Source organism: Microcystis sp. M144S2 (genome assembly GCF_020246065.1).
In the GTDB taxonomy this organism is placed as follows: Bacteria; Cyanobacteriota; Cyanobacteriia; order Cyanobacteriales; family Microcystaceae; genus Microcystis; species Microcystis ichthyoblabe_A.
In genome coordinates this window covers 1-23658 of record NZ_JADBTR010000042.1, presented here as the reverse complement: position 1 = coordinate 23658, position 23658 = coordinate 1, and the positions used below count along the sequence as shown (strand labels likewise).

Here is a 23658-nt window from a genome sequence, read left to right as displayed (position 1 = left end):
TTATGATTACCGAAACCATCACTAGAAACGAATCCCGACAACGGGAAAAGAAAAAGTTAATCACGGAAATCGCTGTTATTGTGGGATTGGTGGTCATCTTTGCGGTGTTGCTGCCCTTAGCTTTGTCTGCCTTCCGCTTGCGTTTATTGGGGCGATTTCTTTCCCTGGCTATTGTCGCTTTGGGGATAGATTTAATCTGGGGTTATACGGGTTTATTAAGTCTTGGTCATGGCATCTTTTTTGCCCTCGGTGGTTACGCTTTGGCCATGTACCTAAATCTTCAGTTACCCCCCGGACAAATGCCCGAATTTTTTACTCTCTACGGGGTGACAGAATTACCTTTTATTTGGCAACCTTTTTATTCCCTACCTTTGACAATTCTAGCCCTAATTATCGTACCAGCGATCGTGGCAGGATTATTGGGTTATTTAATCTTCCGCAACCGCATTAAAGGGGTTTATTTCTCGATTTTGACCCAAGCGGCTTTACTGGTATTTTTTAACTTTTTTAACGGCCAACAAAAGTTAATTAACGGCACTAATGGCTTAAAAACCGATACCCAAACAATTTTCGGGTTGCTGGTGGGTTCCGATGCCGTTCAAGTGGCCTTTTATTTACTCACAATTGTCTGTTTACTGGCTATTTATCTCCTCTGTCGTTGGTTAACTACCGGCAGATTTGGGCGCTTGTTAGTCGCCATTCGCGATGATGAGGTGCGTGTCCGTTTTTCCGGTTATGATCCTACTTGGTTTAAGGTGTTAGTTTTTGCCATTTCTGGGGCGATTGCTGGTGTTGCCGGCGCTCTTTATACGGTGCAAACGGGAATTATCACTCCTAACTCTATGGATGTGGCTTTTTCCATTGAAATGGTGATTTGGGTGGCTGTGGGGGGACGTGCTACCCTTGTGGGGGCAGTTGTCGGTACTTTATTAGTACGCATGGCCCAAACTTTTTTAAGCGAACAATTTCCGGAAGTCTGGGTATTTTTCCAAGGGGCCCTATTCCTAATTGTGGTGACAGTGCTTCCCGATGGTCTTCTCGGTGGAATTAAACGTTTGCTGACTCATTTTGGTTTCCGCAAAACTTTAATCACCTATCCTAGTATTGAGGAAGCTCCGGAAGTGCAATTGGAAAGAGAAGAATTAGAGCATAAGTGACCTTATTCTGTTAGTATTCTCCGAGTCAGGAGTCGGTCGTCAGGAGTGGGTCGTCAGGAGTCAGGAGATTATTTTTATTTATTCTTCCCACACCCTACACCCTACACCCTGCTCCCCAATTCATAATTCATAATTCATAATTACCAATTCCCTCTTAGAAATTATGACTGGAAAAATCTTAGAAATCGAGAATCTTACCGTTAGTTTTGGGGGTTTTAAAGCTCTCAATAATCTTAATTTCAGTATGGATACGGGAGAATTGCGGGTGATTATCGGTCCCAATGGTGCGGGAAAAACCACTTTTTTAGATGTGATTACGGGGAAAGTGCAACCCACCATCGGACGGGTATTATTTAAAGGTCGAGATCTCCGCAAAATTCCTGAATATGCGATCGCTCGTTTAGGTATTGGTCGCAAATTTCAAACTCCTAGGGTATATTTAAATCTAACTGTCCGAGAAAATCTCGATTTAGTTAGTAATCGCAATAAAAATGTTTTCTCAACTCTTTTCGGTCGTCCTCCCCTAGAAGATAGCAGAAAAGTTATTGGTTTATTGGAAACTATCGGGTTAACTGCTAAAGCTGATTTATCCGCTTCTTTACTTTCCCACGGCGAAAAACAACGCTTAGAAATTGGTCAATTAGTGGCCCAGTCACCAGATTTACTGCTAGTAGATGAACCCGTAGCAGGATTAACCGATGAGGAAACGGAAAACGTGGGTAATTTGTTGTTAAATCTAGCGGAAAGTCATTCGATTATTGTCATTGAACACGATATGGAATTTGTCCGGCAAATTGCCCGCAAAGTCACGGTTTTACACCAAGGAACTGTTCTATGTGAGGGGAATATGGAGCAAATTCAAAATGATCCGAAAGTTATTGAAGTTTATCTAGGTTCCTCGGAAGAATAAAAAGTAAAATGATTAAAATTAGTTAAAAAGGGTTGACAATGTTACACATATCTGATCTCAATGTTTACTACGGAGAAAGTCATATTTTAAGAGATGTTGATCTTAACATTAATGCGGGAGAAATGGTCTGTTTAATCGGACGTAATGGCGTGGGTAAAACTACCCTATTAAAAACCTTGATGGGTATCTTAAAACCGCGAGCGGGAGCAATTAATTATGAGCAAGAAAACCTGATTAATAAAACCTCAGATCAAAGAGCCAGATTAGGACTGGGTTATGTGCCGCAGGGTAGGGATATTATTCCCCGTTTAACGGTAAAAGAGAATTTAATTCTCGGTTTAGAAGCTTTACCCACAAGGAGAAAAAATGCCACAATTCCCGAAGAAATCTTTGATTTATTTCCCGTTTTAAAAACCATGTTATCGCGGATGGGAGGGGATTTAAGCGGGGGACAACAACAGCAATTAGCCATCGCTCGCGCCTTAGTGGGGGAACCAAAATTATTAATTTTAGATGAACCCACGGAGGGAATTCAACCGTCAATTATCCTCGAAATTGAAGCGGCAGTGCGGCGTATTGTTGCCAGCAAAGGAATCGCCGTTTTATTAGTAGAACAACACCTGCATTTTGTCCGCCAAGCTGATCGATATTACGCCATGCAGAAAGGGGGAATTGTTGCTTCCGGTTTCACAAGTGAATTAAGTCAAGAAGTCATTCAGCGATTTTTGTCGGTTTAAACTTAACTTTTTCCTTGATAAGTAGGTAGGCGTTAAAAATTATCAGACACCCCCCTTATCAAGGGGGGATTAAGGGGGGATCGGCACCCCCCTTATCAAGGGATATCCCCCCGCCTATCGGCACCCCCCTTATCAAGGGATATCCCCCCGCCTATCGGCACCCCCCTTATCAAGGGGGGCAGGGGGGATCAAAGACAAAATCTATCTTCAATTTAATTATAACCACTTACTTATATGACTCAAATAGTCGTAATTGGTGGCGGGGCAGCGGGATTTTTTGGCGCAATTAAAGCGGCAGAATCTAACCCAAAAGCTGGCGTTACTATCCTAGAAGCGGCAAAAGAACCTCTGGCGAAAGTGCGGATTTCGGGAGGGGGACGCTGTAATGTCACCCATCATTGTTTTGACGTTTCCCAATTGGTTAATTATTATCCTCGCGGTGGCAAAGCACTACGGGGAGCTTTTAGTCGTTTTCAACCCCAAGATACTATTAAATGGTTTGAATTGCGAGGGGTAAAACTCAAAACAGAAGCGGATGGACGAATGTTTCCCAGCACCGATAATTCTGAAACTATTGTTAATTGTCTGCGGGAAAGTGCGACTTTTGCTGGGGTTAATTTAAGGCTAAATTCCCCAGTTAAATCGGTTAAAAAACAGGAAGAAAGTTTTTTAATTGAATTAAAAAGAGATGAGCAAATTAGGGCAGATAAGCTTTTAATTGCTACGGGAAGTAGTCCTTTTGGTTATCGCACCGCTCAAGATTTAGGTCATTCTCTAGTCTCTCCTGTCCCTTCTTTATTTACCTTTCAAATTACCGATCCTCGTCTGAAAGATTTGTTAGGGGTTACTGTGGATAAAGTGCGAGTTCGTCTTGGGGGAAGTAAATTAGAACAAATCGGACCTTTGTTAATTACCCATTGGGGAGTCAGTGGACCTGCTATCCTAAAACTCTCTGCTTGGGGAGCGCGGGTACTTCACGAGCATCATTACCGAATGCCTTTAATCATTAATTGGTTGGGGGATTATCATCCTGAAAAATTGCGAGAAATTATCTTACAAACTAAAAGTGAATATCCCAAAAGAAAACTTTTTAATTATTGTCCCTTTGAGCAGTTACCTAAGCGTCTTTGGCAGAGTTTATTAAGTTACTTGACTGTTAACGCGGAAACTCCCTGGGCCGAATTATCTAAAAATACTCTCAATCGATTAATGACTGAATTACAGCAAGGGGAATATCAAATCAAAGGAAAAGGGGTGTTTAAGGAGGAATTTGTCACCTCTGGGGGAGTGAATCTTCAGGAAGTGGATTTTAAAACTATGGAAAGTAAAATCTGTCCGGGGTTATATTTTGCCGGGGAGGTATTAGATATCGATGCAGTCACGGGGGGATTTAATTTTCAAAGTGCTTGGACCACTGGTTATCTCGCCGGACAAGCCATGGGCAATAGATAGCAGTATGCGGGTGTATTAGGCTGCCCCAATACACCCGACGGCAATCAAACTCCGAGAAAATCTCATTTTAACTGATAGTTGATAACCGATTCCTTGATGCTGTTATTCCCAAATTGGACTGGCTGCAATTATTTCTTGGGAGGCAGTGGTAAATTGACGGAAATTTTCCACGAAACGATGGGCCAATTCTCGCGCCTGTAGGTCGTAGGATTCGCCATCTTGCCATGCTTGTCGCGGGTCGAGGATTTTTTTGGGAACTCCTGGGACAATTTCGGGGACGAGAACTTGAAAGATGGGATGAGGATGGAAAACTACTTCCTCTAAATCGCCATTTAAAGCGGCGGAAACCATAGCGCGGGTGTGTTTGATCGAAATGCGATCGCCGACTCCGTAGGGACCGCCGGACCAACCAGTATTAATCAGATAAACCGAGGTTTCGGGGTGTTGTTCTAAACGTTGCCCTAACATTTGGGCATAGACGAGGGGTGACAGAGGGAAGAAACATTGACCGAAACAACTGGAAAAAGTCACCTGTGGGGCGGTGATTCCCCGTTCCGTTCCCGCTAATTTGCTAGTATAACCGGAGAGGAAATGATACATCGCCTGGTTCGTGGTTAATTTGGCGATTGGTGGCAGTACCCCAAAAGCATCGGCAGTTAAGAAGATAATAGTTTTTGGGTGGGTTCCCATGCCAGATACGGCACAATTAGGGATATAACGCAGGGGATAGGCGGCGCGGGTGTTTTCGGTCAAACGTCCATCATCGTAGTCGGGAAGGCGATTATCGGGGGAAAGGATCACGTTTTCGAGAATAGTGCCAAATTGAATCGCTGCCCAGATTTGGGGTTCGTATTCGGCACTTAAACGGATGGTTTTAGCATAACAACCGCCTTCAAAGTTAAAAATGCCGTCTTCTGACCAACCGTGTTCATCATCACCGATGAGGCTGCGTTTAGGATCGGCGGAAAGGGTGGTTTTACCCGTACCGGAGAGACCGAAAAAGAGGGCCGTATGACCGTGTTTATCCATGTTAGCGGCACCGTGCATCGGTAAAACCCCTTGTTTGGTCATCAGGTAGTTCATCATCGAGAAGACGGATTTTTTGATTTCGCCAGCGTAGCGAGTGCCACCGATGAGAACGATTTTTTTGGCCAGGTTGAGGACGATAAAGGCTTCGCTGTTCAGGTCGTCATCTTCGGGATCTCCCTGTAACCCCGGCAGGGCAATCACGGTAAAATCAGTTTCATGGGCAGCTAGTTCGACCGCACTGGGCCGGAGGAATAACTGATGGGCAAAGAGGTTATGATAGGCGATTTCGGTGACGACGCGCACGCCAAAGCGACAATTAGGATCGGACCCGACGTAACCATCGAAGATATATAGGTCTTTTCCCTGCACATACGCGAGGACTTTTCGGTATAACTGCTGGAATTTTTCCTCGCTAATCGGGGCGTTATGCTGATTCCAGTCGATTTCCTTTTCGCTATTGGCTTCTTTGACAATGAATTTATCTTTGGGGGAACGACCGGTATATTTACCCGTTTCCACCACTAAAGCCCCATTATCGGCTAAAACGCCCTCATGATGTTCGATCGCCTGTTCGACTAATTGCGGTACGGAAAGATTGCGATAAACGCGACCGAGATTTTTCATGCCTAGGTTTTCGAGGCCGTAGGTGGGATGAATTTGATTTTCTAATTCGTAGTGGAAATTGACATTCTCCATGCGATCGGACAAGGGACAAGAGATACTATCATTGGTCAGCGTGTGTAGAGTCGGCATAACCCCAATTCTCCTGATAATTTAGTTGTCGGTTTAGAGGTAAGTTCTAGGTCTCTGATAGTGCAGTTATAGGAACTAGAAAACCCTCGTTCTCTGTCTTTTTCACTCCCAGACACCTAAGAAGCTATATTGATTAGTTTATCTGACGATATTTCCCTGATTAATCTGGTCTTTCGCTGTCGGTAAAGCCAATCCTAGAGCGGTAATTCAGGATTATTTGCGTATTTACCCCTCATCTCCCAGTCAGGGTTTTTACCTTTTCCCTCTTGCCGATCTAACTGCTTTTTCTAGATATTTTTAGTCTATCTGTACAATAGGATGCAGACGATGTTTTTTTTACAAAAGTTAACAGCTACACAAAATTGATCCGCTAATCTAGAAGTTATCTTAATTGTCAGGTAGGAAGTCTCTGGTTTTGGGCAACGTCAGAACAATAGCTGGTTGTCTAGAGATGATGACAATGATCCTAAACGTGGTCAAATTGATTTCGCCGCTAATCAAAAAAGTCGATTGACACAGGGCCAGTTAGCGGCCAAAATTGACTCTATTAGCCGTTGGCAAGCTCTAGAATTGATTGTGTAACAGGTTAATTAAGTCTAGCTCGATCTCGAAAAAAAACAACTAATAATGATCATCGCAGGAGAAAGAAGCGGAGTCGGTAAAACTACGATTACTCTGGCAATCTTGGCCTATTTAATCAGTCGTGGTGATCGAGTGCAATCTTTTAAAGTCGGGCCCGATTATATCGATCCCATGTTCCATACTCATTTTACCGGTCGCCCCTGTCGCAATCTAGATCCGGTTTTAACTTCCGAAGACTATGTCAAAACCTGTTTTGCCCAACATTGTCAAAATGTCGATTATGCTCTGATTGAAGGGGTAATGGGGCTATTTGATGGTATTCAATTAAGCGATACTCAATTTCCCGATTATGCCAGTACCGCCCATATTGCCCGTATTTTAGGGCTTCCTCTGCTGTTAGTTATCGATTGTAGTCGTTTATCTACCTCTGTCGCCGCTATTGTCCGCGGTTATCAATCTTTAGACAAAAATCTCCATCTAGCCGGAGTTATCCTCAATCGGGTTGGCAGCGATCGCCACCTGCAATTACTGCAAACCGCCCTAGAATCCATCAATATGCCGATTGTCGGGGTTTTGCGTCGTCAAGATTCCCTGACAATTCCCGATCGCCATCTAGGATTAGTTCCCAGGGATGAACTAGGAGAAATCAGGGAACTGCAAGATCAACTGGCTTCTATTGCCCAAAACTGCTTTAATTGGGACATTCTCTTGCCTTTACTCACTATTTCTCCCCAAGAGAACCCGAAAAATCCCACAGGAGAAAATAAGCTTTTTCCCCCTATCCGTATCGGTATTGCCAGAGATAAGGCTTTTAACTTTTATTATCCCGATAATCTCGATATTTTAGCCAATTTAGGCGCGGAATTAATCTTTTGGAGTCCCTTGCAAGGGGCAAATTTGCCCGAAAACCTGCAAGGGTTGTACTTTGGTGGCGGTTTTCCCGAAATTTTTGCCCCAGAATTAGCGGCTAACACCCCTATCTTAACTCAGGTGAGAAAAGCGATCGCAGATGGAATGCCCACCTACGCCGAATGTGGGGGATTAATGTATTTATGTGACAAAATAGTTGATTTCGAGCAAAAAAATCATTCTATGGTGCAAATAATCCCCCAATCTGCTATAATGTCTCCGAAGTTAACCCTAGGTTATCGACAAGCCATCGCCCAACAGGAGACGATCCTGCTCAAAGCAGGTCAACCAGTGCGCGGCCATGAATTCCATCGCTCCCAACTAAGCGGGGTGAGCGACGCACCGATTTATCAACTGCAAGCATTCCCCAAAAGTGATATCAATGGCGAAGGGTGGCAAGGTAAGAATCTGCACGCTTCCTATCTCCACCTACATTTTGGGGGCCAACTGGGCCTGCCGAAAAAATTTTTAGCTGCCGGCCTTGATTTTTCCGCACAGCTGCGTTAAGCTAATTGCAGATAAATTTGATAATCAATCCGTTAAGGGATACAGGAGGTGATGTCGATGGTAGAAAGTAGTAAAAGCATGGGTCTCCTAATCGACAATAGCCGGCTGTGCGCCGGGGCTGTTCTCTAGACCCCCACGTCTAAACAAGATTTAGACTAGCTGGAGTTCCTTCCGGCAGTCTGGTGTCGATTCCGATGACCCGCTACACCGCCCTTACCGAGCAATTGGTAAGGGCGGATAGTTTTTGAGGGTTGCTAGGCGACGGGGAACTCCAGAAACCTGCCCGACTCGTTTAGATGAGCCTGTTATTTGAGCTTAAGTTTTCTCCCAGTAAGGATGCTAACCTACTTTAGTTTTTGTTTAAGTACCGTTAGGATCAACAGGGTGGCCACTTTGTCAACCGGTCAAGGGAAAAAATGAGATCGCATCTTTCCCTAAGCAATCAAATCGTGTATAATGGCAAGAGAATAGAAAGGCTATATGCGTCATCAAACTGTGTAGTCAACCTATAAGGTGTGAGGAAAAACCATCATGTTAAAAATGTTCTGGAAATCATTGCTGGTTAGCCCAGCAATTTTAGGGGCTACCTTGGTAGCTTCCGCTAATGCTAGTAGCTTCGATCCCGTCAAATCTACCAGTGTTTCTACCGAATTTAACAATCTAGAAATCGCTCAAGTTCAGGACAACGGTGCAGGAACTGGCGAACTACTCAATCAGATCGAACAGTACGGTAACGAAGGACAGTCCGTACCCGTGGAAGGCAACAGCATCGATCAAGTCACCAGCGTTAACCAACTGCGCGATGTTTCCCCCACCGCTTGGGCCTATGAGGCCTTAAGAAGTCTTGTGGAGCGCTACGGTTGTATTGTTGGTTATCCCGATCGCACCTTCCGGGGTGACCGAGCTTTAACCCGTTGGGAGTTTGCGGCTGGTTTAAACGCTTGCTTAAACGTGATGGAACGTTTAATTCAAGATGGTGTCAACGTCCTCAAGGAAGACTTAGATGCCCTCAAGCGCTTGATGGATGAGTTCCAAGCCGAGTTAGCAGCCTTGGGAGCTAGAGTTGACAACTTAGAAAGCCGGGTGTCTTTCCTCGAAAATAACCAATTCTCCACCACCACCAAATTAGCTGGGGAAGTTATCTTCGCTGTCACCGATACGGTCGGTGCTGGTAGCCCCGCCTCCCAGGCCGCCATGCAATACCGCGCTCGTTTGCTGTTAAACACGAGCTTCACCGGTCAGGACGTGTTGAAAACTCGTTTAGCGGCGGGTAGTGCCACTCCCTTTGGATTTGATTACAAATCCACCACCACACTGCAAAATGGTGATCCCGCTTCCGTCAGATTCGATAACCTGCAAAGCCCTTCCCTATTCCAAACTTGGACAGCCGCCGGTAACGGTAGCAATGTTGTTCTTGACTGGTTGGCCTACTATACCCCGATTGACTTAGGTTATTTTGGTCGCTTCAATACCTACGTCGCCGCTTGGGGTGGTATTTGGAATGACTTCGTTCCCACCACTAATCCCTTCTTTGAAGACTTCGACGGTGGTAATGGTGCTCTATCTACCTTCGCTTCCGAAAACCCCATCTACCGTATCGGTGGTGGTTCTGGGGGTGGTGTTAGCCTACAGTTAGGCTTCCTCCAAAGCATTCTTGGTCCGACTTCCCTCTCTTTGGGTTACTTAGCCGGTGGTGGTGGCTCTAGTTCTGCGGCCAATCCTAACCCGGGTAATGGTCTCTTTAACGGAGATTACGCCGCTTTAGCACAGATTAACGCTAACCTCTTTAACTTCCTCAACGTCGGCTTCACCTACGTTAACGCTTACCAAGGTGCCGATACCGCCATCTTCGGTAACGGTGGTTCCTTCGGTGCAACGGGAAGTTCCGCTGCTAACCTTTCCCAAACTCAGTTGAACAACCTGCTCAACGTCAACGGCAACCCTCCTGGAGATGTAACCCTACAGGATGAAGTCGGTTTCTTCAACTTCGGAGCCAAAGTATCCAATAGCTACGGTTTAACCGGTGCAGTGGATATTGGTTTCGCCAGCTTGAGTGCCTTCGGTTCCTACTCCACCGTGCGTTTACTCGGTCTCGGTGATGCGGAAGTGTGGACCTACGGTGCTGGTATTGCCTTCCCCGACTTAGGTAAAGAAGGAAATATCTTAGGTCTGTTTGCTGGTGCCCAGCCCTACATCGGTCACTTAAGCTTCCGGGAAATGGGTCTAAAAGTATCTAACATCGTTCCCTACCACGTTGAATTGTTCTACAAGTACCAAGTCACCGACAATATTTCTATCACCCCCGGTGTCATCTGGATTTCTGCACCTGAACAGTTCAAAGGTACTGGTAACGAGTGGATTGGCACTCTCCGCGGAACCTTTACTTTCTAGAATTTCCTAAATTAAACCCGAAACCCCACTCATGGTGGGGTTTTGTTTTAGGCAAATAAGGGACTTCCAGAGAATAAAATACCCAACAAAAAAATAGAAAAGTGTTTTTTTGAAAAAGTAATTATTTTTGTCTAGGAAAACAAAGAGTCTCCCATTACAACCTATTTTTCCGAAAAAATAGGCAGCATAAACTTTTATACTTCCGAGCTTTTTCGAGTATAACAAGGACAAGTCAAAGAATCAAAGACAGTTTTTAGCAAACCATCTTAGTTAACTACAAACTAGGTCTTATCATAATAGATATCAATAAACCATTGTCCCAAATTGGGAAAGTCTTGATTCGTTGATTCTGTGAGACGTTCGATTTTTTCTTCAATTTTTTCCCTAGCTTTTTTAGTAAGCTTTACTCCTTTTTGTAAGTTTCAGTAATCAACTTAACAATCGGGTGTTTTCCTTTCCAAGTCATAGTTTGAGCGAATTTCCAAGCTGTTTCGATTTCATCTAAAATACTCCCATTCCAACGGTTTTCTAGCCCAATTCTAAGACTGTTTGTGCCATGAATCTTCTTTTAGCTGCACCTTTTAATTGAAGTGCAGTTTCACTGAGCAATTTCTTGAGGGAATCAGTTAATTCCATATACACTTAAAAGGAAAAACTTGATTAATAATAGACCTCGACCTAATATTATCTCAAGACCAAAAGTTTTTCTAGTTAAGGAATCTAACGGAATATAGCGTTTCCTGTTCGTAAAAGGTACATTATAGCAAAGAGCGGGGTGGTTAGGACAATCAATCGCTGAAACCCTTGACCGATAAGAGTTTGAAAATTGAAAGCGTCCTAACTAACTCGTTCTATGCCATATTGATGTTGAAAAGCTTAATTAGCAAAGGTTTAACTGTGCCACACAGGTGTGAGACTTGCTATAAAAATTATTTTAATTACCTCATATTTTTTCAGTGAAATTGAATTAGCAACGATAGATATAGCGTTTCCTAAGCTAGTGAGGTACACCTATTTTCTTCCCTTTTGCCTTTTGCCTCTTGCCTCTTGCCTAAAACCCATAACTTTTGTACCTCAGCAGACTGAAAAACGCTATATACATTACAGCTATCGAACTATTTAGTTAATACATAGACTAAAGGCAAGCTGTGACTGGGTTATAATTTTTGGAGATGTCTAATCTTGAGAATGAATAGTTTATTTTTTAGAAGTCCCTTAACCGTTTACTTTTGACTTGATTGCGGGTGGACACTGAGCTTGTCGAAGTGTGGATTTGGGGCAAATGCAAAGCGGGATCCTGCGCTGTCCAACCGACGGGAGTATCTAAGCGCACCTCAAAATGAAGATGGGGGGGAATAATATCTGGTTGTCCGGTGGTGCCAACCGCACCGATAACGTCTCCTGCTCGTACCCGTTGGTCAATTCTCACTGTAACCCTGCTTAAATGGGCATAACGGGTCTGCCGGCGACCTAAATGATTAATTACTACCAAATTACCATAGGCCCCTTCCTGACCCACATAAATCACGAGACCATCCTCGGCGGCTAGAACGGGTGTACCTATTGGTGCAAGAAGATCAATACCACTATGAAAGAGATTTTTCTGTTCCGTGGGGCTTTTCTGCCAACCGTAGGCTAATCCGACAGTGCTGGCCAAGGATAAGGGATAAGAACTTAATCCAGTATAATCCGATCGCTTGCCGGCGGCGGACCAATTGCTGCCGGGGATAAAAACTATTGTCGGCCGGCGACCACAACCGTTAAGCTCAAAGAGTATATCAGCACGAATACCATAGGCTGCTTCTAAATCGCGCCAAGTGGAACCCTTGGGTGCTTCGATGCGAATGCCATTCATCGGGGGAATAAAGATTTCTTTCCCGACGGGAGCCAAACCATTTTTGAGAATAGTCGGATTGAGTTTAATTATCGTTGCGGGGATGAGAGCGTATTTTTCGGCGATGGAGGCGATCGTTTCTCCCGCTTGGATCTTATGGCGTTGTAACCTTGATAAAATCGGCAGGGGACAAACATTATCAGACCCTTGGGCAAAAATTAATTTTTGATTTAAGCCCAAAAAACCTAGACAAAAAAACAAAATTGTGCTAGTCAAACTTAGCCAAATTTTCTCACTTCTGATTCTCCGACCCATGACCATAAAAAAAGCGATTTCTTAATTACAAAACCCGGAGAATACTAGGAATACTGTCAATAGCTTCTAAAGACTCTATTGCCGCTAAAGCGTTGCGGAAATTGCCCTCCCGCACATCGTGGGTGACAACGACAATTTCGGCCAAATCACCCCTAATACCAATTTGTACCACGGATTCTAGACTAACCCCATGGTCGCCGAAAGCCATACCTAAATGACCGATTACCCCCGGCACATCGCGACAGAGAAAACGAGCATAAAAACGGGTCGATAAATCCTCCATGGGGGCGATTTGACAATAATGCTGGTGAATACAGCTTAAAAGCGGGTCAAGTTCCTTGGTTTTGCCACTACTTTTTAAAATTCCGACGATATTCATCACATCCGATACTACTGCACTGGCCGTCGGTCCGCCACCGGCACCCGGTCCATAAAACATCACTTGTCCCAAGGGTTCCCCCTCGACCAGAATAGCGTTATAGACTCCGTTAGCATTAGCGAGGGGATGGGTTTTCGGTACTAGGGTTGGATGAACCCGCAACTCTAGGGTATCGGAATCCTCCTTAACCGTATCTTTCGCAATCGCTAATAATTTAATCACAAATCCCAGTCTATCAGCGTAGGCGATATCGACGGCGCTAACTTGCCGGATACCTTCACAGTAAACATCTTCCCGTTTTACCCGACCTCCAAAACCCAGAGAGGCTAAAATAGCGATTTTATCGGCTGCATCGAATCCATCCACGTCCGCAGTGGGATCAGCTTCTGCATAGCCTAATTCCTGAGCTTTGGCCAGAACTTCGCTAAAATCTGCCCCTTTTTGGCTCATTTCCGTGAGAATATAGTTAGTTGTGCCGTTGACAATTCCCATGATGCTGCTGATGCGATTAGCGCCGAGGGATTGTTTCAAGGGTTTAATGACGGGAATGCCACCACCCACGGCCGCTTCTAGGAGGACATAAACCCCCTTTTCGTTGGCCTTGGCGTAGATTTCATCGCCAAAACGGGCAATAACCGCCTTATTTGCCGTAACAACGTGCTTTCCCGATGCGATTGCTTGGAGAATTAAAGAGCGTGCCGGTTCCAAACCCCCCAATAATTCGACAATAATATCAATTTCGGGGTCAGTAACGATCGATTCTAGGTCAGTGGTCAACAGTTGGGGAGAAAGCTCGATTTCTCTCGGTTTATCTAGGGATCTAACTCCCACTCGTCCAATGGTAATCTCTTTGAGTACGGGATGACGACCAAAAGGATCGAGGAGGATTTTCGCTGTTCCCGTCCCCACAACCCCGAAACCGAGTAAACCAATCTTAAAGGTCACGCTTTTATCTCCTGCTAGTCTGACGCAAAAAATACTAATGGCCAAGCTGTCGCCATTGTCGATTTTATCATTACAAGGTCTTTGTCTGTGGGGTTTTCTTTTGCTTCCCTGACACCACTAACACACCTCAAATGGTGGGAGTTAGCCAATTTTCAGCCCGCGAATCGCATAATCTAATAATTCGATAGGATGAATAACGGGTGTATCTTTTCCCTGTAATTGTAGATGTTTTTTAATTTGTAGGGAACAACCCGGATTAGGAGAAGCAATCACCGCAGCCCCAGTATTTAATAAATTGCGTACTTTCTGCTGACCTAATTCATCGGCAGTATCTGGCTGTAGCATATTATAAACTCCGGCACTACCACAACACAGGGCCGCATCGATAGGTTCTTTTAAGTTAATATTGGGGATTTTTTGCAATAATTGCCGTGGCTGCACCGAGATTTTTTGTCCGTGTAAAAGATGACAGGCATCTTGATAAACTAGGGTTAATTCTGTCTCGGTAATCGGCGATAAATCAGCAGTTAGTCCCACTGCATCTAAAAATTCTTGGGCATCGCGTACTTTAGCCACAAACTCCTTAGCCTTATCTTTGTATTCAGGATCATCGGCTAAAATATGATGATATTCCTTGAGAGTATGACCACAACCCGCCGCATTGATAATAATATAATCAACCTCGGTTGCTGCGAAACTATCGATCATTTGTCTGGCCAAACTTTGTGCTTGTTTTTCCTGTCCTTGGTGTGCGGGTAAAGCGGCACAACAACCCTGGGTTTTTGGGATAACCACTTCACAACCATTGGCAGTTAACACCCGCACTGTCGCTTCATTTACCGGCGAGAAAAAGAGTCTCTGCACACAACCTAAAACTACTCCCACCCGATAGCGTTTTTTAGTTTGGGAGGGAATAACATCGGGATAGTTTTTAAACAGAGAATTTAGGGTAATTTTGGGGAGAATTGATTCCATGGCCGCTAGACGGGGAAAGAGCATTTTTAAGATACCCGATTTCCTGACTAAGGTTTGTAGTCCTAGGGTTTGATATAACCAGAGGAAAGGTAAAAATAATTTGAGACGGACGGGATAGGGAAAGAGATTAAAAATGAGAAAACGAATAATTTTATCTTTAAAACTGCGGGGTTGATTGCGTTCCACTTGCGGACGAACTGCGGCGATTAATTGATCGTATTGTACTCCCGATGGACAAGTACTAACACAGGCTAAACAACCTAAACAAGTATCAAAATGTTGGCTAGTGGTTTCGTCTAAAACTGCTTCTCCTTTGTTGATGGCATTCATCAGATAAATTCTACCCCGGGGGGAGTCCATTTCTTTGCCAATAACTCGATAACTGGGACAGGTAGAAAGACAAAAACCACAGTGAACACAACTATCGATTAATTCTTGAGCGGGGGGATTTTTGGGGTCAAATCCTTGATTTTTTTGGTCGATTAATTCTTGAAAGTTAACGGAATGTTCGGAGGTTTGCATAATTTTTAATTAGATTTTGTTAAGAAAGCGTTCAGGACTAAAAATACCGTGAGGATCGAATTTAGTTTTTAGGGTTTTCATCATGGTAATCGCGTTACCTGTATAACCCCAAGGTTCAATTTTTTCTTTTAGCGATGGAGGCGCAGTTAACACCGTTAAATAACCCTGATTGGCGCTGCATAAAGAGCGAATTTTGTCAAGATTTTCCTCCGATTTTAAGATAACTTTACCCACGCCGCTACTAATATTAATCGAGGCTAGTCCGTTAATTTGGTCGATAACTAGAGCTAAATTGCTGGGTAATAATCCTATTTTGCCGAAAAAAATGCCCTCTTGGTCATAATTATCGATTGTTTTTCGGTATCTTTGCCCTAGAGAAACTTCTTCCTCATCCCGATAATAATTAGTCTGACAATCTAACTGTTGCCCTAAATAACTCACCTGTTGCGATTGTTCGCTAATACTTTCGGGAATGCTTTGAAAACGCAGCAGTAAAGCGACTTTTTCCCCTAATCCTAGTGCTTGCGTCATCCCTGGGTTTAAACATTCAGCCACGGTGGGAGTTAAGGCCGATTGCCGAATAACTTGACTCAATTTACTAATATTTTCGCTATTTCCTCTAATTATCAGGGTTTCTGAGTTAGGGGTTTCGGGATAGAGTCGCAGGGTAATTTGATCGATAATCCCTAAAGTGCCGTAGGAACCCGTAAATAGCTTCATCATGTCGTATCCCGCCACATTTTTCACCACACGCCCTCCAGCTTTAGCAATCTCGCCATCGTGACGGATAAAGGAGAATCCTAGGATCAGATCCCGGACTCCACCGTATCTTTGCCGCCATGTTCCCGCATCGGCCGTGGCCATAATACCGCCAATCGTGGCATTATCAGCGTAACTGGGATCAAGAGGAATAAATTGACCGCTAAGAGCTAAAAAAGCCTGTAAATCCGCCAGTTTAAGCCCAGCTTCCACGGTTATAGTTAAATCTCCCCTAGCATGGTCAATAATCCGGTTGAGATTTTGGCTACTGACTAAAATATCGGGTGACTGGACTAATCCACCCCAATCTAATTTACTGCCTTGACCGTAGGCCAATAAAGACAGACGATTTTCGTTGGCAAAACGCACCAGAGAGGATAAAGCGGTTGTATTAGCGGGATAGACTATAATTTCCGGACTTTTGCCCCTAATTGCCCTCGATAATCTTTCTTGTTCCTCTTTTGGCACTTGTGGCCAGGCAATAACTGTCGTGTCGGGGGGTAAAATAGAAGTTATCTGAACAGCGATCGCAGTCATATTTGAGAAAAGAATTGAGGAGTGAGGAGTCAGGACTTACCGGCCGATAATGGCGAAGAATGGGGGGTAATGCTGGGGCTAATCGGTAATTTTCAGCCTCTGTTAATCAGATTACCTTAGTTTGACTCTCCATCTCCCATGTCAGGCAATTCCAGCCATACTGAGGCACAAAGAAGTCAGCTAATAACTAACTGCTAAATTAGCCATACACTCGTGCCATAATGGTAGATTACCTCGATCAGTAAGCCAAGAAGTAATGAGTGTAAATTGGACGAATAGCCGCGCCAAGCGATTAAGTGCCTTACCCCCCTACGTTTTCGCCCGCTTGGATGAATTAAAAGCCTTAGCCCGCAAAGAAGGACTAGATTTAATCGATTTAGGTATGGGCAACCCGGACGGTGCTGCCCCGCGTCCAGTTATCGAAGCGGCCATTCAAGCTTTTGAAACGCCCCAATTTCACGGTTATCCACCCTTTGAAGGAACCGCCAGTTTCCGAGAGGCGATCGCTAAATGGTATTATCGCTCTTATGGTGTGGAACTCAATCCCGATAACGAAGCTTTGCCGCTGCTAGGTTCCAAAGAGGGCCTATCTCACCTGGCCTTAGCTTATGTTAACCCCGGCGATGTGGTCTTGGTTCCCAGTCCCGCCTATCCCGCCCATTTTCGCGGTCCCTTGATTGCTGGGGCGACGCTATACCCGATCATTTTAAAAGCAGAACAGGATTGGCTGATAGATATCGATTCTATCCCCGAAGATGTGGCTAAACGGGCGAAAATCCTCTATTTTAACTATCCCAGTAACCCCACCGCCGCCGTTGCCCCTCGGGAATTTTTTGAAAAAATCGTTGCTTGGGCCCAGCAATATGAGATTATGCTCGTCCATGATCTCTGTTATGCTGAATTGAGTTTTGATGGTTATCAGCCCACCAGTTTATTAGAAATTCCGGGGGCAAAAGAGATTAGTGTCGAATTTCATACCCTCTCGAAAACCTATAATATGGCTGGGTGGCGCGTCGGTTTTGTCGTGGGCAATTCCGATATTATTCAAGGGTTACGCACCCTGAAAACCAATCTCGATTATGGCATCTTTTCCGTCATCCAAAAAGCGGCCGAAACCGCCCTACAACTGCCGGATGAATACGTCAAACAAGTACAGGAAAGATACCGGCAGCGACGAGATTTTTTAATCAAAGGTTTGGGGCAATTAGGTTGGGATATTCCCCCCTCTAAGGCGACAATGTATCTCTGGATTCCCTGTAGCGTCGGTATGACTTCCACGGATTTCGCCCTCAGCGTCCTGCAAAAAACTGGTGTTGTTGTCACTCCGGGCAATGCTTTTGGAGAGGGAGGGGAAGGTTATGTGCGCGTCAGTTTAATCGCCGATATCCCGCGATTAGGGGAAGCTTTACAGCGCCTCGAAGATGCGGGAATTCGCTATCAGTAAGGAGAATTTTTCCCCCTGATTTACCCGCCAAATCCCTCTAGGCACTGGCTAAAATTGCGATTATGATAGAATTTTATCGCGGTAGCTTGCCACTTCCATGACCTACAGCTTAAGAATTGCCGATATTCCCGTCAGTGAAAGACCAAGGGAACGTTTAATCAGTGTCGGGGCGAAAAACCTCAGTAACGCCGAATTATTAGCGATTTTACTGGCTACAGGTCAAGGTAAGGGGAAACTCTCGGCGGTGGGTTTAGGACAGCATATTCTCAACGAATTGAGTAAATATCGCCGGGATCCTTTGGACGTTTTGAGGGATATTCACCCCCAAGAATTAACCGCTATTCATGGCATTGGACCGGCTAAGGCCACTACTATTCTAGCGGCGATCGAATTGGGAAAACGGGCTTTTCAACGACGACCGACGGAAAAAATGGTTATCGATAGTCCCGATACCGCTGCCGCTATCCTTGGCCACGAACTAATGTATCAGTCTCAGGAACGTTTCGCTGTTATTTTACTCGATGTCAAAAATCAGTTAATCGCACTAAAAGTGATTACTATCGGCACAGCCACAGAAACACTGGTACATCCGCGAGAAATCTTTCGAGAAGTGGTTAAACAATCAGCTACTAAGTTAATTATCGCCCATAATCACCCCACCGGGTCACTTGTGCCTAGTCAAGACGATATTTTACTCACAGAACAATTATTACAGGGGGCTACCTATCTAGCCATTCCTCTCCTAGATCATTTGATCCTCGGTAATGGCAATTTCCAAAGTCTTCGCCAAATCACGGATCTTTGGGAAAAATATCCCCAAGAAGATTAGACCTCTTGTAAAAATCAAAAATTGTTGTTGGGGTTAAGAGTCAGTAGCCAGTAGTCAGTAGTCAGGAGAATTAAGAATGAATAATAATTAATTGGCGTTGCTGATTTGAGATATGAACCCACATTCCGCATCCTCAACTGTCACATTGGCTGTCCCCCTCTAGAGACTTGAGTAAAAATACTTAGCTGGTGAGGGTTTTCTCGGCGCCCGCTAGGGGGGGTCTTGAGACCCTAATTATGAAAAAATAGGAATTGTTGAAACCCACTTTCCGCACTTCTTAACATTCAATTGATAATTTTTACTAATATATTGCTTACAACCCTTTGCCAGTAAGGACTATAGCCACAATGAGGGATTTTGATCAAGGTGAAGAATTGTAAATTTTTTTCTCAGAAAAAATCAATTATTGAAAATGTTCTCAATAGTAGTTTCTACAATCAAGGTTTTTCGTCAAAACATCTTGGGGAATGTAAAAATATATAAAAGTATATGAAGAGGTGCGGAATGTCGGCGCTAAAAATCCCTTTTTTGTCTGGAAAAAATCGAGCAGCGACCCCGAAATAGTGGTAATAGTATTGAAGGAGTGGTCTTAAAAGTGATGATATGACTGACCAGAATGGCGTGTTAGTAGAAGAACAGAGCGAGGATATTACCCGTAAGATGAGTCAATTAGCCACCGAGTCGCCGAAAAATCAATTACAGATCCTGACACAATTAGCTGGGGACGGAGAAGGTGGCCTAACTGTATTGAGAGATTTTTTATTAGCCCAGCGTCCCACTCCCGTTAATCTGGTGACAGGTAAGGCTTATCAATTGCTCTATCAAGATAATAGCGCTCAGAGCAAGGAATTTTTAGCTAATTATTTTCCCACGGGGGTTGTTCCCCTCGATAGTGCTAAAGGTATCGATTATCGACTTTTACAGGAATTATTGGCTAAACAGGATTTTCAAACTGCCGATAGTCTCACCCGTCAAAAACTCTGTGAATTAGCAGGAGAAGGAGCAATACAGAGGAAATGGGTCTATTTTACGGAAGTAGAAGCTTTTCCCAAGGTTGACATTCAGACTATTGATAATCTTTGGTTAGTTCATTCGGAAGGGAAATTCGGTTGGTCGGTGCAGCGCAAATTATGGCTCGGTGTCGGTCAAGATTTCCCGAAACTCTGGCCGAAAATTGGCTGGAAAAATGGCAATAATTGGACAAAATACCCGCAGGAATTTATCTGGGATTTAAGCGCTCCCGTAGGCCATTTACCCCTGTTAAATCAACTGCGCGGGGTGAGAGTGGCTGCCTCTTTATTCTCCCATCCCGTCTGGAGTGAAAAATAGATTGAGAGCATTCGGCCCGCTAGTGCATCAGATATTCTACATTTTCGGGACAATTTCCTCTAAGGCCGCTTCTAGATTAGGATAACGATAGTCAAAACCGATCGCTTGGGTGGCTTTTGGCAGCACTTCTTGACCTTCTAAGACGATTTTTGCCCCTTCTCCCAAGAGAATTTCGAGGGCAAAATCTGGCACTGGCAACCAAGAAGGACGCTTCATTACTTCCCCTAATATCTGACAGAATTCTTTCATCCGGACGGGATTGGGTGCAGTAGCGTTGAAAGTACCGTTAATTTCTGGGCGATCGAGACAATAGATAATTAAATTAATTAAATCATCCCGATGAATCCAAGAAAACCACTGACGACCGCTGCCAATCGGTCCGCCGGCAAATAGTTTGAAGGGTGGGATCATTTTCCCTAAAGCACCCCCATTGCCTAAAACAATACCCGTGCGAAGAATGACTAAACGAGTGCCGTAATCTTTCACTTTTTGGGCGGCTGTTTCCCACTTTTTACAGACATCCGCCAGAAAATCGCCACCGGGAGGGCTATTTTCGTCAAAACTAGCGGTTTCACTGGTTCCATAGTAACCGATCGCCGAGGAGTTAATTAAAACTTTCGGTTTCTGGTCGGCCAGTGCGGTCGCAACGCGCTCGCTACGCGAGATCGCCTCGACAATTTTCTCGGTGCCGATTTGCCGACTAGCGACGATTGCTCGTTTTGCTTCACCGGTCCAGCGTTCCGAAATCGGTTCTCCCGCTAGATTAATCACCGCATCACATCCGGAAATCTCTTTTTGCCAATCCCCCGATTCTGTGGCGATATAGGGAATAATATCTATCTTAGGATAGATTGACTGTGGGTACATTCTTCGGGCTTTATCGGGATTGCGCGTCAAAATTAGGATGTAATCGCCGCGATCATGGAGTTTGACCACCAATCGACTCCCCACAAATCCCGTCGCCCCAGTAATCGCTATTTTCATGGTTTCTTGACTAAATTTATGCTTATTTTAGCTGGTTTTTAACTATCAGAATTCAGGAGTCAGGAGTCAGGAGTCAGGAGTCAGGAGTCAATCAGGAGATTATTTTTATTTATTCTCCCCACACCCTACACCCTACACCCCACTTCTCACTTATCCTGATACCCCATACCGTTGGCTGCCGCGTAACGATTCATAAAGCGCAGAAAACGCTCCCAGTGTTCATCGGTGATTTCAAAACCACATTCTACCCGTTGAATTTCATCTCCTTCATCTCCTCCAAAAATAAACTTAGTCGAGTTGGGAATAACTATAATCACTCCTTCCTCATCGGTGAGACGGAGATCGCCGTAGGTGCGGGTGGTGAAACTTTGGAAACGTTCGATCGCTTTCAGGGTTTTAAAAGTCATCAGGACATTGCGAATCCCGGTACTTTTATTTTTGCGGAGACTAACACCGCTTAATTCTTCTGATAAACCGACAAAAAACTCGATCGTGGGAGTGGTCATAGGTGTGGGTATAAAATTTTAGTTATTGATTTTCTCTTAATTACCTTTGACAGGAAAAAGTAGTTCATGATTACTAATAAAGTAACCATGAACCGAAAAACAGCCTATTCCGCTTCTCCACCTTGGATTTTGAGGAGGAGAAAACCCCAAGCTAATCCGACGAGGACGAGAACGATCGCCACGATCGGCCCATTAAATAACATACTTTCTGCGGTCATGGTGATTGCTCCTGAGCCTACAATAATCGATAAATGGTATTTTAACCTACGAAGGCGATCGACTGCTGCCAGACTGGGGCAAAATTGAGGGAGAAAATCGGCCAATAACTTTAAGAACTTTCTTAGTATATATGTTCTAGTAATCCTGCCCCTCTGCTCAAGGAAGGATGCTCACCCCCATGCTAGATATTTTTAATACTATCTTTATATTTGCTATTGCCACTTTATGTTAATGTCTTATCTGCTTAATTCTCCACTTATACTGAGAAAATTAAGTATTGATAACTATTGGTGATGACTGGTAAAAAATCATTTATGCTCAAGATCAAGTTAATATTATTTTTAGGTTTGTTGCTGCTGAGTTGTCAATCGACTAATCTCAATGGTAATAATAGTTCAATGGCTCAGATTACGCCTGAGAATCAAGGGCAAATATTACCGATCACGGCCAAAGCAGATATTAATGGTGAGATAATTGAGTTAGAAGTGGCTCAAACCCCAGAACAACAGGCCAAGGGTTTAATGTATCGCTTGTCTTTGGAGAAAAATCGCGGTATGCTATTTCCCTTTGCACAACCTCTGATGGCCAGGTTTTGGATGAAAAATGTCTCGATTCCTCTAGACATGATTTTTCTAAAAGATGGTATAGTGAAAGCAGTTTTGCTCAATGTCCCTCCTTGTGCTGTGGATCCTTGTCCTGTCTATGGGCCAAACACCATGGTTAATCAAGTGATCGAACTAGCTGGTGGTCGAGCGAAAGAATTAGGAGTGAAAGAAGGAGATAAAATTAAGATTGAGTTTATCTCAAGACCTTAATTTTTGAAAATGGTGTTAACTTTCTTATAAAAAGTGTCCCTTGTCTGGAAATATAAGTATGGCTTTTAGAAGCTATTACGCATTTATACTGTTTAAGATATAACCATATCGATTAAGATTTTTATAGTCTATTAAATAATAGATTGAATAATCTTCACCCTTGGTATAAATTAAACAGAGACAAAATTCTGCTCGATCTAACGGGACTATCTTAAGAGAGCCAGCGATTTTTAGGAAAGCACACTCTATCATCTAGATAGCTTAGATACAGAAAAACGGTCGCAGGACTAACTGTCCTTGAAACCGATCAGGTCGTGTTTTATTGAAATTACTAGATATACTATTGAGGAAAAAGTCCCCCTATGTCCACGATTGCCTATTCCCAATTCCGACAATTTCTACAAGAGGAATTGTCCCTTCCCCAAGAATCGATCGCTATGGCCGAGCGCTCGATCCAATCTGATAAAATTCATTTACCGATGATTCTCTGGCAGTACGGTTTAGTGACCTTGGAACAATTAGATAAAATTTATGATTTTCTCGAAGAGGTGGTCTAATCTTGCTATTGGTAACTATTGACAAGGAGAATAATTGCCATGGCTGCTCATAGTTTCTGGCACAGTTTGAAAATTCCCATCTTAAAAACTACCAATCATCACTCGAGAAGTGGGTTATTTAAACCCACTTTTTTAATAGCTATACAATTGAGAATTATCGATTAACTGCTCAGTCCATGAAACCCCATGATCAATTTGCCAAAAATTACCTTGAACAATTACTTTCTCCCCTGGGAACCGTCGAAATCAGCAAAGAAGTCAGCGATGAAACCCGACAGATAG

At 43.9% G+C, this 23658-nt stretch carries 20 protein-coding genes and 1 pseudogene; 12 read left to right on the top strand and 9 right to left on the bottom strand.

Features of this window, described 5'->3' with window-relative positions:
• Positions 1 to 2 precede the first annotated feature (2 nt).
• From urtC to IM462_RS05305, 4 genes are all read left to right on the top strand, one after another.
• The gene (urtC, locus tag IM462_RS05320) at positions 3 to 1157 is read left to right on the top strand and encodes an urea ABC transporter permease subunit UrtC (protein ID WP_271950828.1); all 1155 of its coding nucleotides are present in this window, start codon (positions 3 to 5) and stop codon (positions 1155 to 1157) included.
• 163 nt (positions 1158 to 1320) lie between these two features.
• Positions 1321 to 2067, top strand: a complete 747-nt coding sequence (gene urtD / locus IM462_RS05315) for an urea ABC transporter ATP-binding protein UrtD (protein ID WP_002732385.1) — start codon at positions 1321 to 1323, stop codon at positions 2065 to 2067.
• Between the two features lie 38 nt (positions 2068 to 2105).
• Positions 2106 to 2804 carry an urea ABC transporter ATP-binding subunit UrtE gene (gene urtE / locus IM462_RS05310; protein WP_287701874.1) on the top strand — a complete coding sequence of 233 codons (699 nt, stop codon included), beginning with the start codon at positions 2106 to 2108 and terminating at the stop codon, positions 2802 to 2804.
• Between the two features lie 234 nt (positions 2805 to 3038).
• On the top strand, positions 3039 to 4256 hold the full coding sequence (locus IM462_RS05305) for a BaiN/RdsA family NAD(P)/FAD-dependent oxidoreductase (RefSeq protein ID WP_287701876.1): 1218 nt from the start codon (positions 3039 to 3041) through the stop codon (positions 4254 to 4256).
• A gap of 102 nt (positions 4257 to 4358) precedes the next feature.
• Here the strand turns inward: IM462_RS05305 and pckA are convergent, their stop codons facing one another.
• The gene (pckA, locus tag IM462_RS05300) at positions 4359 to 6038 is read right to left on the bottom strand and encodes a phosphoenolpyruvate carboxykinase (ATP) (protein ID WP_287701878.1); all 1680 of its coding nucleotides are present in this window, start codon (positions 6036 to 6038) and stop codon (positions 4359 to 4361) included.
• 441 nt (positions 6039 to 6479) lie between these two features.
• Here pckA and IM462_RS05295 point away from each other — a divergent pair, with 441 nt between their 5' ends.
• The 3 genes from IM462_RS05295 (at position 6480) to IM462_RS05285 (ending at position 10427) form a co-directional block, all read left to right on the top strand.
• Positions 6480 to 6620 (top strand): hypothetical protein, encoded by a 141-nt coding sequence (locus IM462_RS05295; RefSeq protein WP_287701880.1) that lies wholly within the window; start codon positions 6480 to 6482, stop codon positions 6618 to 6620.
• A 45-nt stretch (positions 6621 to 6665) separates the two neighbouring features.
• Positions 6666 to 8036, top strand: a complete 1371-nt coding sequence (locus tag IM462_RS05290; protein ID WP_287701882.1) for a cobyrinic acid a,c-diamide synthase CobB — start codon at positions 6666 to 6668, stop codon at positions 8034 to 8036.
• A gap of 531 nt (positions 8037 to 8567) precedes the next feature.
• On the top strand, positions 8568 to 10427 hold the full coding sequence (locus IM462_RS05285) for an iron uptake porin (protein ID WP_287701884.1): 1860 nt from the start codon (positions 8568 to 8570) through the stop codon (positions 10425 to 10427).
• Positions 10428 to 10708: 281 nt separating this feature from the next.
• On the opposite strand, the pseudogene IM462_RS05280 reads toward IM462_RS05285, so the two are convergent.
• The 5 genes and pseudogenes from IM462_RS05280 to IM462_RS05260 form a co-directional block, all read right to left on the bottom strand.
• Positions 10709 to 10959, bottom strand: a pseudogene (locus tag IM462_RS05280) (ISAzo13-like element transposase-related protein); the annotation flags it as partial.
• A 672-nt stretch (positions 10960 to 11631) separates the two neighbouring features.
• Complete coding sequence (locus IM462_RS05275) at positions 11632 to 12582, bottom strand: LysM peptidoglycan-binding domain-containing M23 family metallopeptidase (RefSeq protein ID WP_287701886.1); 951 nt, start codon at positions 12580 to 12582, stop codon at positions 11632 to 11634.
• Positions 12583 to 12601: 19 nt separating this feature from the next.
• Positions 12602 to 13900, bottom strand: a complete 1299-nt coding sequence (locus IM462_RS05270; protein WP_287701888.1) for a homoserine dehydrogenase — start codon at positions 13898 to 13900, stop codon at positions 12602 to 12604.
• Between the two features lie 141 nt (positions 13901 to 14041).
• Positions 14042 to 15397 carry a (Fe-S)-binding protein gene (locus IM462_RS05265; RefSeq protein WP_287701890.1) on the bottom strand — a complete coding sequence of 452 codons (1356 nt, stop codon included), beginning with the start codon at positions 15395 to 15397 and terminating at the stop codon, positions 14042 to 14044.
• 9 nt (positions 15398 to 15406) lie between these two features.
• On the bottom strand, positions 15407 to 16693 hold the full coding sequence (locus IM462_RS05260; protein WP_287701892.1) for an FAD-binding oxidoreductase: 1287 nt from the start codon (positions 16691 to 16693) through the stop codon (positions 15407 to 15409).
• Between the two features lie 256 nt (positions 16694 to 16949).
• On the opposite strand from IM462_RS05260, the gene IM462_RS05255 reads away from it, so the two are divergent.
• The 3 genes from IM462_RS05255 (at position 16950) to IM462_RS05245 (ending at position 20295) form a co-directional block, all read left to right on the top strand.
• On the top strand, positions 16950 to 18137 hold the full coding sequence (locus tag IM462_RS05255; protein ID WP_287701893.1) for an aspartate aminotransferase: 1188 nt from the start codon (positions 16950 to 16952) through the stop codon (positions 18135 to 18137).
• A gap of 97 nt (positions 18138 to 18234) precedes the next feature.
• Entirely contained in the window at positions 18235 to 18966 is a 732-nt protein-coding gene (radC, locus tag IM462_RS05250) for a RadC family protein (protein WP_002753303.1), read from the top strand.
• 603 nt (positions 18967 to 19569) lie between these two features.
• Positions 19570 to 20295 (top strand): GUN4 domain-containing protein, encoded by a 726-nt coding sequence (locus IM462_RS05245; protein WP_287701894.1) that lies wholly within the window; start codon positions 19570 to 19572, stop codon positions 20293 to 20295.
• A 36-nt stretch (positions 20296 to 20331) separates the two neighbouring features.
• On the opposite strand, the gene thyD is transcribed toward IM462_RS05245, so the two are convergent.
• From thyD to petM, 3 genes are all read right to left on the bottom strand, one after another.
• Complete coding sequence (gene thyD, locus IM462_RS05240; RefSeq protein ID WP_287701896.1) at positions 20332 to 21279, bottom strand: thylakoid membrane protein ThyD; 948 nt, start codon at positions 21277 to 21279, stop codon at positions 20332 to 20334.
• 146 nt (positions 21280 to 21425) lie between these two features.
• Positions 21426 to 21785, bottom strand: a complete 360-nt coding sequence (psb28, locus tag IM462_RS05235; protein ID WP_002757021.1) for a photosystem II reaction center protein Psb28 — start codon at positions 21783 to 21785, stop codon at positions 21426 to 21428.
• 104 nt (positions 21786 to 21889) lie between these two features.
• Entirely contained in the window at positions 21890 to 22003 is a 114-nt protein-coding gene (petM, locus tag IM462_RS05230; RefSeq protein WP_002731506.1) for a cytochrome b6-f complex subunit PetM, read from the bottom strand.
• A gap of 294 nt (positions 22004 to 22297) precedes the next feature.
• Between petM and IM462_RS05225 the strand changes: the two genes are divergently transcribed.
• Together IM462_RS05225 and IM462_RS05220 are read left to right on the top strand one after the other, a co-directional pair.
• Complete coding sequence (locus IM462_RS05225) at positions 22298 to 22819, top strand: DUF192 domain-containing protein (protein ID WP_287701898.1); 522 nt, start codon at positions 22298 to 22300, stop codon at positions 22817 to 22819.
• A gap of 362 nt (positions 22820 to 23181) precedes the next feature.
• Positions 23182 to 23376 carry a DUF2949 domain-containing protein gene (locus IM462_RS05220; protein WP_002732568.1) on the top strand — a complete coding sequence of 65 codons (195 nt, stop codon included), beginning with the start codon at positions 23182 to 23184 and terminating at the stop codon, positions 23374 to 23376.
• The last annotated feature ends 282 nt before the right edge of the window (positions 23377 to 23658 follow it).

Excerpts from the sequence above, each read along its gene's own strand:
- urtC (WP_271950828.1), top strand. The coding sequence starts at position 3 with ATGATTACCGAAACCATCACTAGAAACGAATCCCGACAACGGGAAAAG.
- urtD (WP_002732385.1), top strand. The coding sequence starts at position 1,321 with ATGACTGGAAAAATCTTAGAAATCGAGAATCTTACCGTTAGTTTTGGG.
- urtE (WP_287701874.1), top strand. The coding sequence starts at position 2,106 with ATGTTACACATATCTGATCTCAATGTTTACTACGGAGAAAGTCATATT.
- IM462_RS05305 (WP_287701876.1), top strand. The coding sequence starts at position 3,039 with ATGACTCAAATAGTCGTAATTGGTGGCGGGGCAGCGGGATTTTTTGGC.
- pckA (WP_287701878.1), bottom strand. The coding sequence starts at position 6,038 with ATGCCGACTCTACACACGCTGACCAATGATAGTATCTCTTGTCCCTTG.
- IM462_RS05290 (WP_287701882.1), top strand. The coding sequence starts at position 6,666 with ATGATCATCGCAGGAGAAAGAAGCGGAGTCGGTAAAACTACGATTACT.
- IM462_RS05285 (WP_287701884.1), top strand. The coding sequence starts at position 8,568 with ATGTTAAAAATGTTCTGGAAATCATTGCTGGTTAGCCCAGCAATTTTA.
- IM462_RS05275 (WP_287701886.1), bottom strand. The coding sequence starts at position 12,582 with ATGGTCATGGGTCGGAGAATCAGAAGTGAGAAAATTTGGCTAAGTTTG.
- IM462_RS05265 (WP_287701890.1), bottom strand. The coding sequence starts at position 15,397 with ATGCAAACCTCCGAACATTCCGTTAACTTTCAAGAATTAATCGACCAA.
- IM462_RS05260 (WP_287701892.1), bottom strand. The coding sequence starts at position 16,693 with ATGACTGCGATCGCTGTTCAGATAACTTCTATTTTACCCCCCGACACG.
- IM462_RS05255 (WP_287701893.1), top strand. The coding sequence starts at position 16,950 with ATGAGTGTAAATTGGACGAATAGCCGCGCCAAGCGATTAAGTGCCTTA.
- radC (WP_002753303.1), top strand. The coding sequence starts at position 18,235 with ATGACCTACAGCTTAAGAATTGCCGATATTCCCGTCAGTGAAAGACCA.
- IM462_RS05245 (WP_287701894.1), top strand. The coding sequence starts at position 19,570 with ATGACTGACCAGAATGGCGTGTTAGTAGAAGAACAGAGCGAGGATATT.
- thyD (WP_287701896.1), bottom strand. The coding sequence starts at position 21,279 with ATGAAAATAGCGATTACTGGGGCGACGGGATTTGTGGGGAGTCGATTG.
- psb28 (WP_002757021.1), bottom strand. The coding sequence starts at position 21,785 with ATGACCACTCCCACGATCGAGTTTTTTGTCGGTTTATCAGAAGAATTA.
- petM (WP_002731506.1), bottom strand. The coding sequence starts at position 22,003 with ATGACCGCAGAAAGTATGTTATTTAATGGGCCGATCGTGGCGATCGTT.
- IM462_RS05225 (WP_287701898.1), top strand. The coding sequence starts at position 22,298 with ATGACTGGTAAAAAATCATTTATGCTCAAGATCAAGTTAATATTATTT.
- IM462_RS05220 (WP_002732568.1), top strand. The coding sequence starts at position 23,182 with ATGTCCACGATTGCCTATTCCCAATTCCGACAATTTCTACAAGAGGAA.